At 50.3% G+C, this 15,303-nt stretch carries 16 protein-coding genes; 6 read left to right on the plus strand and 10 right to left on the minus strand.

The window, feature by feature from the left end; translation table 11 throughout:
- Positions 1–100: 100 nt before the first annotated feature.
- From ACFQ1T_RS13750 to epsC, 3 genes are read right to left on the minus strand one after another with little or no spacing between them, the layout of a single operon-like run.
- On the minus strand, positions 101–2,014 hold the full coding sequence (locus ACFQ1T_RS13750; RefSeq protein WP_379077785.1) for a family 2A encapsulin nanocompartment cargo protein cysteine desulfurase: 1,914 nt from the start codon (positions 2,012–2,014) through the stop codon (positions 101–103).
- Positions 2,001–2,915 carry a family 2A encapsulin nanocompartment shell protein gene (locus ACFQ1T_RS13755; protein ID WP_379077786.1) on the minus strand — a complete coding sequence of 305 codons (915 nt, stop codon included), beginning with the start codon at positions 2,913–2,915 and terminating at the stop codon, positions 2,001–2,003. The genes ACFQ1T_RS13750 and ACFQ1T_RS13755 overlap by 14 nt, the downstream gene beginning before the upstream one ends.
- Positions 2,916–2,962: 47 nt before the next feature.
- Complete coding sequence (gene epsC, locus ACFQ1T_RS13760; RefSeq protein WP_379077789.1) at positions 2,963–3,865, minus strand: serine O-acetyltransferase EpsC; 903 nt, start codon at positions 3,863–3,865, stop codon at positions 2,963–2,965.
- A gap of 308 nt (positions 3,866–4,173) precedes the next feature.
- On the opposite strand from epsC, the gene cysK reads away from it, so the two are divergent.
- The 6 genes from cysK to ACFQ1T_RS13790 all read left to right on the plus strand — a co-directional run bounded on the left by cysK (position 4,174) and on the right by ACFQ1T_RS13790 (position 10,118).
- Positions 4,174–5,160, plus strand: coding sequence for a cysteine synthase A (gene cysK, locus ACFQ1T_RS13765; protein WP_379077792.1), 987 nt, complete (start codon positions 4,174–4,176; stop codon positions 5,158–5,160).
- A 187-nt stretch (positions 5,161–5,347) separates the two neighbouring features.
- Positions 5,348–6,328: a sulfate ABC transporter substrate-binding protein gene (locus ACFQ1T_RS13770; protein ID WP_313984108.1), complete on the plus strand. Its 981-nt coding sequence runs from the start codon at positions 5,348–5,350 to the stop codon at positions 6,326–6,328.
- 50 nt (positions 6,329–6,378) lie between these two features.
- A complete protein-coding gene (locus tag ACFQ1T_RS13775; protein WP_379077868.1) occupies positions 6,379–7,248 on the plus strand; it encodes an EAL domain-containing protein in 870 nt (289 codons plus the stop codon).
- A 109-nt stretch (positions 7,249–7,357) separates the two neighbouring features.
- Positions 7,358–8,191 carry a sulfate ABC transporter permease subunit CysT gene (cysT, locus tag ACFQ1T_RS13780; RefSeq protein ID WP_194747044.1) on the plus strand — a complete coding sequence of 278 codons (834 nt, stop codon included), beginning with the start codon at positions 7,358–7,360 and terminating at the stop codon, positions 8,189–8,191.
- Between the two features lie 57 nt (positions 8,192–8,248).
- On the plus strand, positions 8,249–9,139 hold the full coding sequence (cysW, locus tag ACFQ1T_RS13785; RefSeq protein WP_379077795.1) for a sulfate ABC transporter permease subunit CysW: 891 nt from the start codon (positions 8,249–8,251) through the stop codon (positions 9,137–9,139).
- Position 9,140: 1 nt separating this feature from the next.
- Entirely contained in the window at positions 9,141–10,118 is a 978-nt protein-coding gene (locus ACFQ1T_RS13790; RefSeq protein WP_194747042.1) for a sulfate/molybdate ABC transporter ATP-binding protein, read from the plus strand.
- Positions 10,119–10,308: 190 nt separating this feature from the next.
- Here the strand turns inward: ACFQ1T_RS13790 and ACFQ1T_RS13795 are convergent, their stop codons facing one another.
- From ACFQ1T_RS13795 to ribA, 7 genes are all read right to left on the minus strand, one after another.
- Entirely contained in the window at positions 10,309–10,677 is a 369-nt protein-coding gene (locus tag ACFQ1T_RS13795) for a phenolic acid decarboxylase (RefSeq protein WP_379077799.1), read from the minus strand.
- A gap of 337 nt (positions 10,678–11,014) precedes the next feature.
- On the minus strand, positions 11,015–11,311 hold the full coding sequence (locus tag ACFQ1T_RS13800) for a hypothetical protein (protein ID WP_379077802.1): 297 nt from the start codon (positions 11,309–11,311) through the stop codon (positions 11,015–11,017).
- A gap of 70 nt (positions 11,312–11,381) precedes the next feature.
- Positions 11,382–11,648, minus strand: a complete 267-nt coding sequence (locus tag ACFQ1T_RS13805; protein WP_379077804.1) for a hypothetical protein — start codon at positions 11,646–11,648, stop codon at positions 11,382–11,384.
- A 551-nt stretch (positions 11,649–12,199) separates the two neighbouring features.
- A complete protein-coding gene (locus tag ACFQ1T_RS13810; RefSeq protein ID WP_379077807.1) occupies positions 12,200–12,928 on the minus strand; it encodes a hypothetical protein in 729 nt (242 codons plus the stop codon).
- A gap of 32 nt (positions 12,929–12,960) precedes the next feature.
- Positions 12,961–13,479 carry a hypothetical protein gene (locus tag ACFQ1T_RS13815; RefSeq protein ID WP_379077810.1) on the minus strand — a complete coding sequence of 173 codons (519 nt, stop codon included), beginning with the start codon at positions 13,477–13,479 and terminating at the stop codon, positions 12,961–12,963.
- 135 nt (positions 13,480–13,614) lie between these two features.
- Positions 13,615–14,397, minus strand: a complete 783-nt coding sequence (locus ACFQ1T_RS13820) for a hypothetical protein (RefSeq protein ID WP_379077813.1) — start codon at positions 14,395–14,397, stop codon at positions 13,615–13,617.
- A 204-nt stretch (positions 14,398–14,601) separates the two neighbouring features.
- Positions 14,602–15,201, minus strand: a complete 600-nt coding sequence (ribA, locus tag ACFQ1T_RS13825; RefSeq protein ID WP_379077816.1) for a GTP cyclohydrolase II — start codon at positions 15,199–15,201, stop codon at positions 14,602–14,604.
- Between the last annotated feature and the right edge of the window lie 102 nt (positions 15,202–15,303).

Genomic DNA, 15,303 nt, shown 5'->3' on the forward strand with positions numbered 1-15,303 from the left:
CCGCGAATGTCACAATCTTGGCTGCAACATAAAAATAATCCCCTGCCTTGGCAACGCGCACGCTGCACTGGCAGGGGATGAGCTATGTTACGCGGCTATACTAGGCGTGATAGGACGCCAAGCGCTGTAACACCGTAATCATGCGGTCAATTTCATCATAAGTGTTGTAAAACGCCAGTGACGGCCGTACGGTGGTTTCAACACCAAAGCGACGCAAAATCGGCTGTGCACAATGATGGCCAGAACGCACGGCGATGCCTTCTTCATTAAGCGCTGCGCCTACCTCTTCGCTTTGATAGCCCTTGAGTGCAAAAGACAGCACACTGGCTTTATGTTTGGCTGTCCCGATCAGACGCAGATTGGGGATCTGGCACATGGCTGCTGTGGCATACTCCAGCAGGGCATGCTCATAGGCGGCGATATTTTCGATGCCTAGACGTTCCACATACTGCAAGGCGGCACCTAACCCTACCGCATCGGCGATATTACCCGTGCCTGCTTCAAACTTGGCCGGGGCCGCGTGATACACCGTTTTTTCAAAGGTGACATCTTGTATCATGTTGCCGCCGCCTTGCCAGGCAGGCATGTCTTGCAGCACATCGGCTTTGCCATACAAGGCACCAATGCCGGTGGGGCCAAAGATTTTGTGCCCGGAGAACACAAAAAAGTCAGCATCCAGCGTTTGTACATCGGTCCGCATATGTGACACCGATTGCGCGCCATCCAGTAGCACTTTTGCGCCCGCCCTGTGAGCCATTGCAATCATTTCCTGAGCAGGCGTGACCGTCCCCAACGCATTTGATACCTGGGTAAATGACACCAGCTTGGTTTTTGCCGTCAGCAGTTTCTGGTATTCCTCCAGCAGAATCTGGCCACTGTCATCCACCGGAATCACTTTCAGCACAGCCCCGGTTTCCTGACACAATTGCTGCCAGGGCACGATATTGGCGTGATGTTCCAGATGTGAGACCACAATTTCATCGCCTTGCCCCAGATGTTTTTTGCCCCAGGTTTTTGCGACCAGGTTAATCGCTTCCGTGGTCCCGCGTACAAAAATGACCTGATTCACCGAGGGCGCATTGATAAAACGACGCACGGTTTCCCGCGCTTCTTCATACGCATCCGTCGCGCGCGCGGCCAGCGCATGGGCGGCCCGGTGAATATTGGAGTTTTCGTGCTGGTAAAAATAACTCACGCGGTCGATGACCACTTGTGGTTTTTGCGTAGTCGCCGCATTGTCAAACCAGACCAACTGGCGGCCATTCACCCGCTCATTGAGGATGGGAAAGTCACGCCGTACCGCATGCACATCAAATGCCGGATGCGCAGAAGCCGGCAGGCTGCCCGTCAACCCGGGTTCGGCCTGCAAAAAGTAAAACGATTGCGCGCCGGCTACCGGCGGTTTAGCCGCAGTTTGGGAGGAGGCCGCAGACGGTGGGGACTGTATTGCACCCGCCCCCAGCCAGCGATCCAGCTCCTGCTGGTAAGGAATATCAATGCCCGTCCCGGCAAATGAGCCAGGGGTCAGAAAAGCAGCCTCGGGCTGCAATACATTCAGGTGGGCCGGATGGTTATGTAACGGGTCGCTACCCAAGGCTTCAATGCCAGGCACATACGTGAGCTGCTGAGCTTGCGCCTGCTGGGTGACGGGTTGCGCCTGCGTTTGCGCATAACTCGGTGAGGCCACACCACCTGTGCCACCCACATTGACCAGCTTGGTGGTCAATGAGTCAGTAGGCGGGACAGATGGCTGTGGGGCATGCGCAGCCGCCAACGATTGCGCCAGGTCTGCTGCCGCAAACGGTGCCGTCGCCGGAAACCCTTCAGCGTAGAGATCGTTGACCAGTTGCGTCAGCGTGGCGGTATCCAGCACACCTGTGTTTTCCAGTTCGCGTCCTACACCCAGCGCAGCAGTCATCTTGGGATGCTCACCCGGCAATGAGGCCAAGATGGCCTCAGGCTCAAAACTGGCGCCATCAGTTAAAGTCAAGCCGAATGAATTACTTGTAGTCATAGTAATGATCAACTCCGACATCTTCCAGGACGGCAATCGCGTCTTCGGTCAGCACGGCCAGTGAGCAATACAGCGAGACCAGGTAAGAAGCAATCGCTTTATGGTTGATGCCCATAAAACGTACTGACAGGCCCATGGTTTGCTGGCCTGGCAAGTTCGGTTGATACAACCCGATCACGCCTTGCTTGCTCTCGCCTACACGCAGCAGCAGGATTTTGGATTTGCCGTTGACGATAGGCAGTTTGTCGCTAGGAATCAGCGGAACGCCACGCCAGGTCAAGAACTGTGAGCCGAATAAGGAAACGGTTGGGGGTGGCACGCCACGGCGGGTGCACTCACGGCCAAAGGCGGCAATTGCTTTCGGGTGCGTCAGGAAAAACGCAGGTTCTTTCCAGACTTTGGTCAGCAGCTCATCCAGGTCATCCGGTGTTGGGTAACCATTACGGGTTTTGATGGTTTGTGATTTGGCCACATTGTTGAGCAGGCCGTACTCTTTGTTGTTGATCAGTTCGCTTTCCTGGCGCTCTTTGACTACTTCAATAGTCAGGCGCAGTTGCTCTTTGATCTGGTTGTGCGGGCTGCTATACAGGTCAGACACGCGGGTATGCACATCGACCACGGTATTCACCGCGTTTAGCACATATTCACGGCCCCATTCTTCATAATCGACAAAGGTTGCTGGCAGTTCTTTTTCATCTTTGTTGGAGCAGTCGACAGTAATGGCGTTGGGGTCTTTGGCCTTGTTGACACGGTAAATACCGGCTTCAACGGGTACCCAGTTGAGCAAATGCACCAGCCAGCGCGGGCTGATGGTGCTGAGCATGGGCACCGATTTGGTAGCATTGGCAAGCGTGCGGGCAGCGACATCGCCCAAAGCGCTCTGAAAAGGTTGTTCTGACATAAGGTCTCCTTAAAGTGCAACTATTAATAGGTTGCAATAGTTAAAAATCAAGCCGCAGCCGGAATCGGTTTGGCATCCGAATGTGCTTGTGTGAGGTGACTGTTGGCGGGCACGCTACACGTTACCCAAACATTGCCGCCAATAATCGAATGTTTGCCGATGGTGATGCGGCCAAGAATGGTGGCCCCGGCATACACCACCACGTAATCTTCCAGAATAGGGTGACGTTCAAATTTTTTCACCAGGTGGCCATTGGCATCTTTGGGGAAATTTTTTGCACCCAATGTCACCGCCTGGTACAGGCGGACGTGATTACCAATAATCGCCGTCTCTCCAATGACCACGCCAGTACCATGATCTATAAAAAAGTAATCGCCGATACGGGCGCCAGGATGGATATCAATGCCAGTTTGCGAATGGGCGATTTCGGTGATCAGGCGTGCCGTAATGGTCAAGCCCAAGCGATGTAAAACATGCGCCAGCCGGTAATGAATCAAAGCCAGAATGCCAGGGTAGCTGACCAGGATTTCATCCACACTGTCCGCGGCCGGATCGCCTTGGTAAGCCGCTTCAAGGTCGGTATCCAGTTGCAAACGCGCCGCCGGCAGTTGTTCAGCAAAGGTGAACGTCAGGGCATGCGCCTGTTCATTAAATTCGCTAGCAGGCGTGCCTGCTGCCTTAAACGCCAGTTCCAGCCGGATTTGCTGTTGTAATTCACGCAACGCTTTATCCAGCGTGGTCCCCACATAAAAGTTAATGGCATGTGGCTGAATATCAGAATCACCCAGCCGGTTGGGGAACAGCGCCGCAGCCAGGCCTTCCACGCACTTGGCCAGCACTTTACGTGAAGGCAGCTTGGGTGGTTGCGTCAAGCGCTGGCGTTGTTGCAATGCATGTTCGCGGATGCCCGCCAGTTGTTGCACGATGTGCTCGATGGCAATTTCTTGCATCGTGGATTCCTTGTCATGGTAAGTACGCGATTGCTGACAACAGGCGAAAAAAAAGCCAGTGGCCCTAGCGGGTCACTGGCTTCCAGTTGTCTGGTCAGCATGAATCTCTTTCCACTATAGAATAATCCGCAGCAAATGAACAGGGTGGCTACTAGAATCGTTGCTTATTTGATTATGTGTTTCGGTTATTAGCAGGCCCTAGCCAGCTTCATATAACTATTAAATATATTTATCACTTAAAAAATTATTTTTAAATTACTTCTGCGCTTTTTAAACTAAAGTCACTGTTTTTAGTTAAAGAGCCCTTTATGTCACACTGGTTTAACGACAATGCACAATCCATCGGTAATACGCCTTTAGTTCGCCTGAACCGATTGACCGCCCCTGGTCAGGCCACCATTTTTGCCAAAATAGAAGGCCGTAACCCGGCCTATTCGGTCAAGTGCCGCATCGGTGCGGCTATGATCTGGGATGCCGAACAAAAAGGCTTGCTGGGCCCCGGTAAAGAAATTGTGGAGCCTACCAGCGGCAATACCGGCATCGCGCTGGCCTTTGTGGCTGCGGCACGGGGCATCCCCATTACCTTAACCATGCCGGAAACCATGAGCCTGGAGCGGCGCAAATTGCTGATTGCTTATGGCGCCAAGCTGGTACTGACCGAGGGCGCCAAAGGCATGAAAGGCGCCGTAGCCAAGGCAGAAGAAATTGCCGCCGCGGATCCAGCACGTTATGTGTTGTTGCAACAGTTCAAAAATCCGGCCAATCCGGCCATTCATGAACAAACCACAGGCCCCGAAATCTGGCGCGATACCAATGGCGAGGTGGATATTCTGGTTTCAGGGGTGGGCACCGGCGGCACCATTACCGGTGTTTCCCGCTATTTCAAACAGACTCAGCATAAGAATATCCTCTCTGTTGCGGTAGAGCCGGCAGCCAGTCCGGTGTTGACACAGTTTAGGGCAGGGCAAGCACTCGCGCCGGCACCGCACAAAATTCAAGGCATAGGCGCAGGCTTCGTGCCGGATATTCTGGATTTAAGTCTGGTGGATGACATTGCACAAGTGACCAATGAAGAAGCGATTGCATTCGCCAGAAGACTGGCACGCGAGGAGGGCATTCTGGCCGGTATTTCCTGCGGGGCTGCGGTCGCGGTAGCGGTCAGGTATGCGGCTCTGCCTGAGCATGCGGGTAAACACATCGTGGTGATTTTGCCAGACTCCGGCGAGCGCTATTTGAGCTCCGTGCTGTTTGACGGCATATTTGATGAGCAAGGGCTCAGTGTGTCAGCCGCTTAAATTGCTCGCTGTTTCCCGCTTTGCGCCTTGCTGCGACCATGCGATTAAAACGCCAGTGCTTGCACTGGCGTTTTTTATCATCTTCAGTTTTATATTCTTTAAAATTATAAATATATTATATTTTATTCTTTTTAAAAATATAAAAACCCCGCTATAGTGCCTCCCTATCAAGTTCAGGGAGTTGTTTATGTCGTCTTTTATCCGTCACTTGCTGGTCTGGGCTGCGCTGCTACAAGCACCTGTTCAGGCTGCTGAATTGCTGAATGTTTCTTACGATGTGACCCGCGAGTTTTATAAAGAATTCAACCCGGCTTTTGTCCAGTACTGGAAAGAAAAGACCGGTGAATCGGTGACCATTAACCAGTCACACGGCGGCTCGACCAAGCAGGCGCGTGCGGTTGTGGATGGCTTGCCTGCGGATGTGATTACCATGAACCGTAGCGCCGATATTGATATTCTGGCGCAAAAAGCCAAATTGATCCCGGCAAACTGGCAGAGCAGATTACCCAATAACAGCGTGCCCAGCGCTTCACCCACAGTGTTTCTGGTCCGCAAAGGCAATCCCAAACAGATTAAAGACTGGGACGACCTGATCAGACCCGGTGTGGCGGCGGTGATTCCTAACCCTAAAACCTCGGGTAACGGCAAGTATAGCTATCTGGGCGCCTGGGGCTATATCACGCAAAAAGGCGGCGATGCCAGCAAGGCGCGCCAATTTGTGACCCAGGTGTTTAAACATGTGCCGGTGCTGGATACCGGTGGCCGCGGCGCCACTACCACGTTTGCCCAGCGCGAGATTGGCGATGTGCTGGTGACGTTTGAAAACGAGGCCTATCTGCTGCAAAAAGAGCTGGGGGAAGACAAGTTTGAGCTGGTGTACCCGTCCGTGACCGTACTGGCAGAGAACCCGGTGGCGCTGGTAGACAAGGTGGTGGATAGAAAAGGCACGCGCAAGCTGGCACAAGCCTATCTTGAGTATCACTTTTCACCTGCGGGTCAGGCTTTGGCTGCCAAACATTACTTGCGCCCGCAAGTGGCTGAAGTGGCGCAACCCAGCTTTAAAAAGCTCAATACATTTACGGTCAAACAGGTGTTTGGCAGCTGGAACGAAGCCGAAAACACGCATTTTAGTGATGGCGGCATCTTCGACCAGATTTATCAAAAATAGCGTTTAAAAATCATTGCCTAGCGCATGCTTAAACGCAGAAAGGAGTCATGATGACACAAAAACAGTTATCCCCAGAGCCGGAGCACATTGTGCAATTGCGTGCCGAACTCAAACAGGTGCTTGCGCTGGACCTGGAAGAGCTTGGTCTGCTGGAGGCGAGCTCGGGCGAGTATGAAAGCACCTTTATCGGTGTTCATCTTAAAACCGCTTTTCAGCCGATCTACGATGCCAAACAAGGGGATATTTATGGCTATGAAGCCCTGATTCGTCCCTTATTGTTTGGCACTCTGGGCAGCACCCCCGAGTTTGCGTTTACCTATGCCGAGCAGTCCGGCAAGCTGGTGCAGTTTGACCGCGTCTGCCGCTCGCAGCACGTGCTTAATTACCGGGCCATCCACCAGGAAAACGGCTTGCTGTTTTTAAACGTGCATCCGAAATTACTGCTCGAGGTCAGCGCTCACGGCAAGGTATTTGAACAGATCCTGCATAAGTATTCGGTGCCTACGCATCGCGTTGTGCTCGAGATCAACGAGTCGCTGATCGAGCAGGACAAGCACCTGATCGCTGCCGTGGAGAACTATCGCGCTTTGGGCTATCAGATTGCGTTTGATCATGTCGGCGGCCACCAAAGCAAGCTGTACCGCTTGTGGAGCGTGCAGCATGACTTTATCAAGTTTGATATCTCTGTGATTCAGCAGGCCGCGCAACAACCGGGCTTGGCCAAGGCACTCAAGGGGCTGGTGTCCAGCGTGCAGGATTTGGGCAGCACGCCGGTGATTGTGGGCATTGAAACCCAGCAGCAACTGGATATTGCGATCTCAGCCGGGGCGACCGTGTTGCAGGGCAACTTGCTGGCCGCACCGGTGGTGGCCAAGGTCATTAATGACCAATACCAGCACCGCACGCCAAAAGTTGCCTAATCCATCACGCTTTATATAACAGGCGCTTATAAATTAATGATTATTCATTCTTTAATGATTTAAAAGAATGCAGCTATATTAGCGCCTGTTTAACGGATCACCATACACCATGGCATCACAAAAAAAGAAACATTTACTCCCCGGCTTTGGCTTGTCACTCGGCTACACGCTGGTCTACCTAAGCCTAATCGTTCTCATCCCTTTAGCCGCTGTTTTTCTGCGCACCACCGAGCTCAGCTGGCATGAGTTTTGGGCGGTGGTCACCACGCCGCGCGTGGTTGCTACCTATAAACTAACCTTTGGCGCCTCATTGATTGCAGCGCTGATTAATCTGGTATTTGGCCTGCTCACTGCCTGGGTCTTTGTCAGGTATCAGTTTTTTGGCAAAAAAGTGTTCGATGCACTGGTCGACTTGCCGTTTGCTTTGCCGACGGCGGTGGCCGGGATTTCACTCACCGCGATTTATGCGCCGAATGGCTGGTTAGGCCATTGGCTGGAGCCACATGGCATCAAAGTTGCGTTTACCCCACTCGGCGTGGTGGTGGCGCTCACCTTTATTGGCTTGCCGTTTGTGGTGCGTACCGTACAACCGGTGCTCGAAGACTTTAGTGCCGAGGCCGAAGAAGCCGCGGCCAGCTTGGGCGCCAACCGCTGGCAAACTTTTTACAAAATTATTCTGCCCGCCATCTGGCCGGCGCTACTCACCGGTTTTTCACTGGCATTTGCCCGCGCGGTGGGGGAGTATGGGTCGGTCATCTTTATCGCCGGCAATATGCCGATGATTTCCGAGATTACGCCGCTTATGATCATCACCAAACTTGAACAATATGATTATGCAGGCGCCACGGCCATTGCCGTTGTGATGCTGGTGATTTCGTTTGTGTTGCTGCTGTTGATCAACTTGCTGCAATGGTGGAGCAGTCACCGCCATGGCGCTAAATAATCGGTAGCCGCTGAAAGCATAGCGTTGCGTATATTTTGATAAACCATAGGTAGGATGATGCAAACCACACAATTTCAACAATATCAGGGCAAAGTGGCCTCCAAACGCGCCACCTCTGAACCCACCTGGGTCCGCTGGGGCTTGATTGGCCTGGCACTGACGTTTTTAGGGCTGTTTTTGCTGGTGCCGCTGGCCGCCGTTTTTACCGAGGCCTTGCGCAAAGGCTGGGACGTCTACCTAGCTGCGATCACCGAAGCTGATGCCTTGTCCGCGATGAAGCTGACTCTGATCGCCTCGCTGATCTCGGTGCCACTGAATCTGGTATTTGGCGTGGCCGCCGCCTGGGCAATTACCAAGTTTGACTTTAGAGGCAAAAGCTTTTTGATCACCCTGATTGACCTACCGTTTGCCGTCTCGCCGGTGATTGCCGGGTTGATCTTTGTGCTGATTTTTGGCCTGCAAGGCTGGTTTGGTGAATGGTTGATCGATCACGACCTGAAAGTGGTATTTGCCGTGCCTGGCATTGTGCTGGCGACGATTTTTGTGACCTTTCCGTTTGTGGCGCGCGAGTTGATCCCGCTCATGCAGGCGCAAGGCAAAGAAGAGGAAGAGGCTGCACTGGTGCTGGGCGCCTCTGGCTGGAAAATGCTGTGGCATGTGACCCTGCCCAATGTGAAATGGGGGCTGATTTACGGCGTGATCTTGACCAACGCACGCGCCATGGGCGAGTTTGGTGCGGTGTCTGTGGTGTCTGGCCATATCCGCGGCCTGACCAACACCATGCCTTTGCATGTCGAGATTTTGTATAACGAATATAACTACGCGGCGGCCTTTGCAGTGGCCTCATTATTGACGCTGCTGGCCCTGGTAACCCTGATTTTGAAAACCTATGTTGAATGGCAGGCATCCCGCGATGCCGCCGCGATTGAAAAGGAAGTGACGGCTTAAGATGAGCATTACCATACAACAGATCAATAAAGGGTTTGGCCAGTTTAGTGCCCTGCGCGATATCAATCTGCAAGTCCCCTCAGGCGAGTTGGTGGCCTTGCTTGGGCCTTCAGGCTGCGGCAAAACCACGCTGTTACGCATTATCGCTGGCCTGGAGACCCCAGACAGCGGCCAGGTGCTGTTTGATGGCGTGGACACCACCCACCGTGATGTGCGCGAGCGCCAGGTCGGTTTTGTGTTCCAGCATTATGCGCTGTTCCGCCATATGACCGTGTTTGAAAACGTCGCCTTTGGCCTGCGCGTGCGCCCCAAAGAAACGCGCCCCTCGGAAGCCGAGATCAAAAAACGCGTGCATGACTTGCTCAAGCTGGTACAACTCGACTGGCTGGCTGACCGTTATCCACCGCAATTGTCTGGCGGCCAGCGCCAACGGATTGCCTTGGCACGTGCCTTGGCCGTCGAGCCAAAAGTACTGTTGCTGGACGAGCCATTTGGCGCGCTAGACGCCAAAGTGCGTAAAGACCTGCGCCGCTGGTTGCGCCGTCTGCATGACGAACTGCATGTGACCAGCGTATTCGTCACGCATGACCAGGAAGAAGCCCTCGAAGTCGCCGACACCATCGTCGTCATGAATCACGGTCAGGTTGAGCAGGTCGGGTCACCGCAAGCGGTGTATGACCAACCCGCCACGCCGTTTGTGTATGAGTTTTTAGGCAATGTAAACGCCTTTGAAACCCCGCAAGGCAAAGGCTTTGTGCGTCCATATGAGATTGCCGTCAGCCGAGAAGCAGACGCGCAAAGTATCGCCGGTGCGCTCACCTATGTGCACTCTGTGGGCTCACTGGTGCGTTTGGAGATCAAACGTGCAGACAATGAGCAATATGTGGATGTGGAGTTGGGGAGAGAGCAGTTTAATCAGTTAAGTTTCAAGCAGGGGGAGACGGTGTATTTGAAACCTACTCAGTTGCGGGTGTTTTAATTTGACTTGGTAAATACAAAGGCGCAGCGATTATGGCTGCGCTTTTTTGCATTTGTGGTAATCAACGATTGTTAAATGGCTGAAAGCAACTCATCGTTTGTCGAGAATGATTTCAACGCGTGGGCAACAAGTTGCTCACCCTACAAACTGCATGGCGAATGGACATCATCGTTCGCCATGCAGGTAAATCTCACTTCTCGCGTACGATAGCCCCTGAAATCACATAGCGTTCCTTGCCATCAATAATGGTCGAATACACCTTCATGGTGTTCAGGTTGACTACCTGAGTGACGTTGATTCCAGTTTTCTCAACCCAGCTAGCAAAGTAAATCTTATCGGCTATTTTAAAGCGATCAGGGCGCTCCTTGCCGCTGGCACCTTTCTCTGACCCTTCTACGCAGGTCCATGTCATGAATTGCGGGTCTTTGACCTCCACCCGGTAAATGCTTCCGCCATCATATTTGTAAAGAAACTGCCCAATAAATGCCTCAGCGGCATGCGCTGCAGGTATCCAAGTTGCAAAGAGTAAAGAGCTGAACAAGAGAGATAGCGATTTCATGCCTACTTTCCTAAAGTGTGTTTTCTGTAAGTGTCATCGGTTAAAAATGTAAGTATAGTAGGTTGCGCAACTAGTTGCCCACGCGGCACAATACCCAAACGCTCTAACTATCCCCAACCCACTCTCTTCAAACGCTAAGCAACTTTCCCAATTTTCAGCAAAAATCCTCATCTTTGAGTCGCGATGAAAAGTAGAGTAAGGCCACCCTCAATGCCCTTGCCAAATCGTGAGTATTACCCAGCCTCTTGATTGTTCTAGTGTGCGAAGGAATAAAAAAACCGCCCAAAAAACAGGCGGGTAACACAGAGAGATTTAAAATCGTTTGGTAAATCAGACGTTAGTCAGGGTTATGCGGTGCAACATATGGCCGTTTACCAATAAAATTCATTTGATGTTGATTATGTTTCATCAATTTCTTTTCAGCTTGTTCAGGGTCTTCAGCCACTAAACCAGTGCCTTCCCAGGCTTGATCAGCCCCCTTGGCTGGTTTATCAAGAATTTTGTTGTAGGGACGTTTCCCGATAAAGTGATTGTGATGTGACTGGCCTACACTTTGCTCGTTATCCGATAAATCAGCAGCATTTACTTGCGCCACAAAGCCTAAAGCCAATACGGTTAAAAATAATTTTTTCATTTGTAATCTCCTAAATTTGTCCTAAAGCAATTGGGGCGCTTCACTTTTCGCGTGGACCCTATGCCCTGGATTAAAAAGCGCGTTTACCAAGCATGTGCAGTTTTTGCACTTCATGAACGTTCGCACGTCCGCTGTTACCATCCACCACCAGTGTCGCACCTACCCAGGGTTGCTCACCGTCAGCTTTCGCAACCACTGGGCTAGCATATGGACGCTTGCTCAAAAAGTGTTGAGCAGTTTGTACTTTTTCAATCCCACCATTTTGTTCAACCGCCACTACTGGGGCAGCAACAATAAAACCACTTACTAAAGCAATTGCAGAAATAACGTTACGCATGTTTGTTCTCCTATCTATTAGTCAATGTGATGGCAATCTGTTAAAAATTTGCTCAATCACGATGGTTTGTATTATGCGCGGACTTTTTCCATAAATCGTCTATAGATATAGGTAGGTTGGTATATACCAAACGGCATACTTGGATTGCTTTAAGCATAAGAAAAATCAGAGCTGAGATGAGCTATTTTCAAGTCTCAACGAGGATTCGATGATCACAATAACGGTGTAGCAATAGGGTAGCTTCCCGCAGCGCAAAGCGCACATCGACATCACATAAGAAGCGTTGCTTACGGTAAGTGACTACTGTGAAAGGTAACTTGTTTTAGGAGGGTTGGCGCGTTGGTGATGCAATATTGAATCAATATGCGAGGGATTTAACGCGTGGGCAACAAGTTGCCCACCCTAAAGGGCTAACCAGAATGCCAGTGGTACACAAGCTGATGGTGTGTGCTAATAGGAGGCGCGTTGAATCTCTGCTATTGCAGAGTTAACCAGTACTGCGCGGTTTTATTGCGCAGCGTCCAGCGAAGTGAGATTGATAGTGGGTAGTTTCATTTTGAAAACCAAATTTCAAGAAATCTCTTTTCACTGCCCTTGAACCAGAGATACGCGGCTGACCACATGGAACCGCAGACAGTCGACCAATAAATGAATTGTATCCAAGCGCAAATGGGTTTGTTGGTGCGTGAATCGTTGAATATCTTCACGAGCTTCTGAAACGGTTCGGTTAGACCAACTGCGAGAAAAAAGATGATACCAGCAGAAAAAGATAATGCTGCAAAATGCCCCCAAAGAGCTAGTGAACTCTTAGGTAGTTTAGGGGCGGATTGTGATGGACAGTCAATGTATTTAAACTCGTTATAAGGAACGCGTCTTGGTTCTTTTCCACGAAAAAAACAAGGACGAGCTTCCCACTTCGCACGTTCCCAATCATGTTTTAGAAGTATTGCCATTCGCTCAGTAAACTCTTTTACTTGAGCATCTTTGTCTTCGGCTGTGGCCAGCAGTTCTGCTGCTTTGATCAATGCCCTATCCTCGGCGCTAAAAGGACTTACGTTCAAGGCAAGCTGGGAGCAACAAAATCTAACGGTTTGAATGTCTTTCGTAAGACTTGCCTTGACGAGAGAGTCGGAAAGATTCCGCATAGTGATACGCCATTTGGCGCGTTCTTGGGTGACATTCTCAATCTGAATTTTTCTCTCATTTGTACGAAGAGAAATGAGTGCTGCCACAAAAGCAGATACTACGGTTGATGACAGAAAAACGCTAAATGGCTCCAAGGTGACTCCTGTAATGGTTATGAACTTTTAAATTAGCTAGAAGACTGCGCAGCTTTTTGCGTCGCTGCGGTTGAATGAATATTTGGATTTTTTACTGGCAAAATTGAGTTTACACTTTGCTCAAGCTTGGGTTCCCAGAAAGTAACTAAATCTGCGGTTAGAGAATTGTCACCGAGTAATTGGCTGCGTGCATATAAGAGAATATCGAATATTGATTTTGAATCTGGACGAAGTTGAAGTGTCTTGCTGAGTTCAGCTGCGAGCTCCTCTGGGAGCCAAAGGCTTGCTTGAAATGAAAGTTTATTCAGTGTTGTGCGTTGATCTGTTGGTATTTCCTCGCCATTAGGATGTTTTATCCATTCGGCTAGCAATTCTGCTACTAGCTCAATCTTTTGTTTTCTATCGAGCTCTCGCTTGTATGTCTCAAATTGGCGGTCATACTCGTTTTTGATTGAATGAGTAATGCGAGCTGTAAACCAAGTCTTTAGTAGGAAGATTGTGAAGATTACACCTAATGACGACGAGAAAAATACTTTGGCAAAATCTTCCATATTATTGACTTCAAAAAGTTAATGATTGACATAAGAGGATTGCAATATCGGGAACGCAATTCTTATAGGAATTTAAATTCTATCATCGAAAAATGATTGAGCCAGTCATGCATGATGGATTGATTAAGCATGTGGTTACGCATTCTTGATGTAGGACCGATCCCACCATCGTTTGCATAGGCGAGGAATTCCAGGGAATCGGTCGGAGCGTGGTTCGATGTCAGGGCAGTGCGAGTAGACCTGTTCTTTGAGTATTGTAAACCCTTCCGAGTTACTCATATAGGCACGTTCCCATTCATTTGCGGCATGATATTCCCATGCAGGAACTTTGAAACCAAACCGATTAAGAGAGTGCTTAAATTGCTGATTGCTTAACAAACATGGGTGTGTTTCATCACCGTTCATTCCCACGTAGTTCCAGCCTAACAGCCAATATGGGAATGATTCTCCCAGTCCAGAATAAATCGTGACGATTGCACGTTGCAGGGCTTGAACGAAGATAAGAATGTTGGTTTCATCAAGCTCCTTATAAAGAGAATGATCTTTACGCTTGCGATGAGTAACTTCATTTCTAAGGTCGAGGAAGTCAGCTATACAATTAATATCTGCCGGAGTAATTGCTGTTTCACAAAATTCTGAGGGCCACCTTTCGAGCTTGTCGCGTAGATTTGTAAAGCGAAGGCGCTTTAGCACTTGGTCTTCATCGACACCTTTACTTTTGCAATGGGCGCGCATCTTGGCGTTCAAGAATGATTCAATAGCACAGCCACCGAATAGAAGCGAAGCACTCAGGTGGTGGTACCGCTCAATTTCGTTACAAGACGTATGTGTAAGCGAAGCCTCTTGGAACATAGAGGAATAGCTTTGCCACACGTCATCAACATTCCACCGCCAAATGTCCGTTATTTCTTCCACCATATGTTCCTCACATGCTCAATGCTCGTGTTAACGCGATTAAAGCGCATAGCAATACGAGATAAGCTGATTATCGTAAACGCTTTACAGAAAATCAATTTAAAAGATTATCCTGTAAGAGCAGACGCAATTTGGCAATTCCGAAAAGAGACTACCTTTTATTGCAATTAAGCGTTTTGGTTTGTTTGAAGCTTTGGTGATGAATCATCACAAGTCTGGAATCAAATGCCCAAGTTTGACTGACTTGGTTTGCAAGTATTTGAGGTTCTCTATGGTTGGGGTCGTGAGCAAGGGGACTTGCTGATCCACGCTGATCCCCAGCGATTGCAAGGCTGTGCGTTTTTCCTGGTTATTGGAAAGCAACTGGATGGTGTTGATTTCAAAATAGTGCAGCATGTCTGCGGCTGCTTCGTAGGTACGCGCATCGACTGGCAGGCCCAAGGCAAGGTTAGCCTCTACCGTATCCATGCCTGTGTCTTGCAAGGCATAGGCGCGCATTTTGTTATTGAGGCCAATGCCGCGGCCTTCGTGGTTTTTTAAATACAGGATCAGGCCTAGGCCGGTTTGCTGGATCAGGCGTTGCGCGTGGTGCAACTGTTCACCACAATCACAGCGTGTTGAGCCAAACACATCGCCGGTTAAACATTCGGAATGCACCCTGACCAGCGGCGACTGCGCGCCTTGCAGGTTGCCGCAGGCCAGCGCAACATGTTCGAGGCCATTGCGGTTATCGGTAAAGACATGGATATCAAACTCGCCAAACTGGGTAGGTAAGCGGGCGGTGGAGCTGTGAGATAAAAATTGCATGATGCGTTGGGCGTTGGAGATGTGTGCCAAACCAATATTGTAGCTGCAACCGGCTTTTTAAAGGGCGGGTTTTGAAATAATCCATCGTCTGTGGCCATGCAG

The sequence above is a fragment of the Methylophilus glucosoxydans genome (assembly GCF_042676145.1).
Taxonomy (GTDB): domain Bacteria; phylum Pseudomonadota; class Gammaproteobacteria; order Burkholderiales; family Methylophilaceae; genus Methylophilus; species Methylophilus glucosoxydans.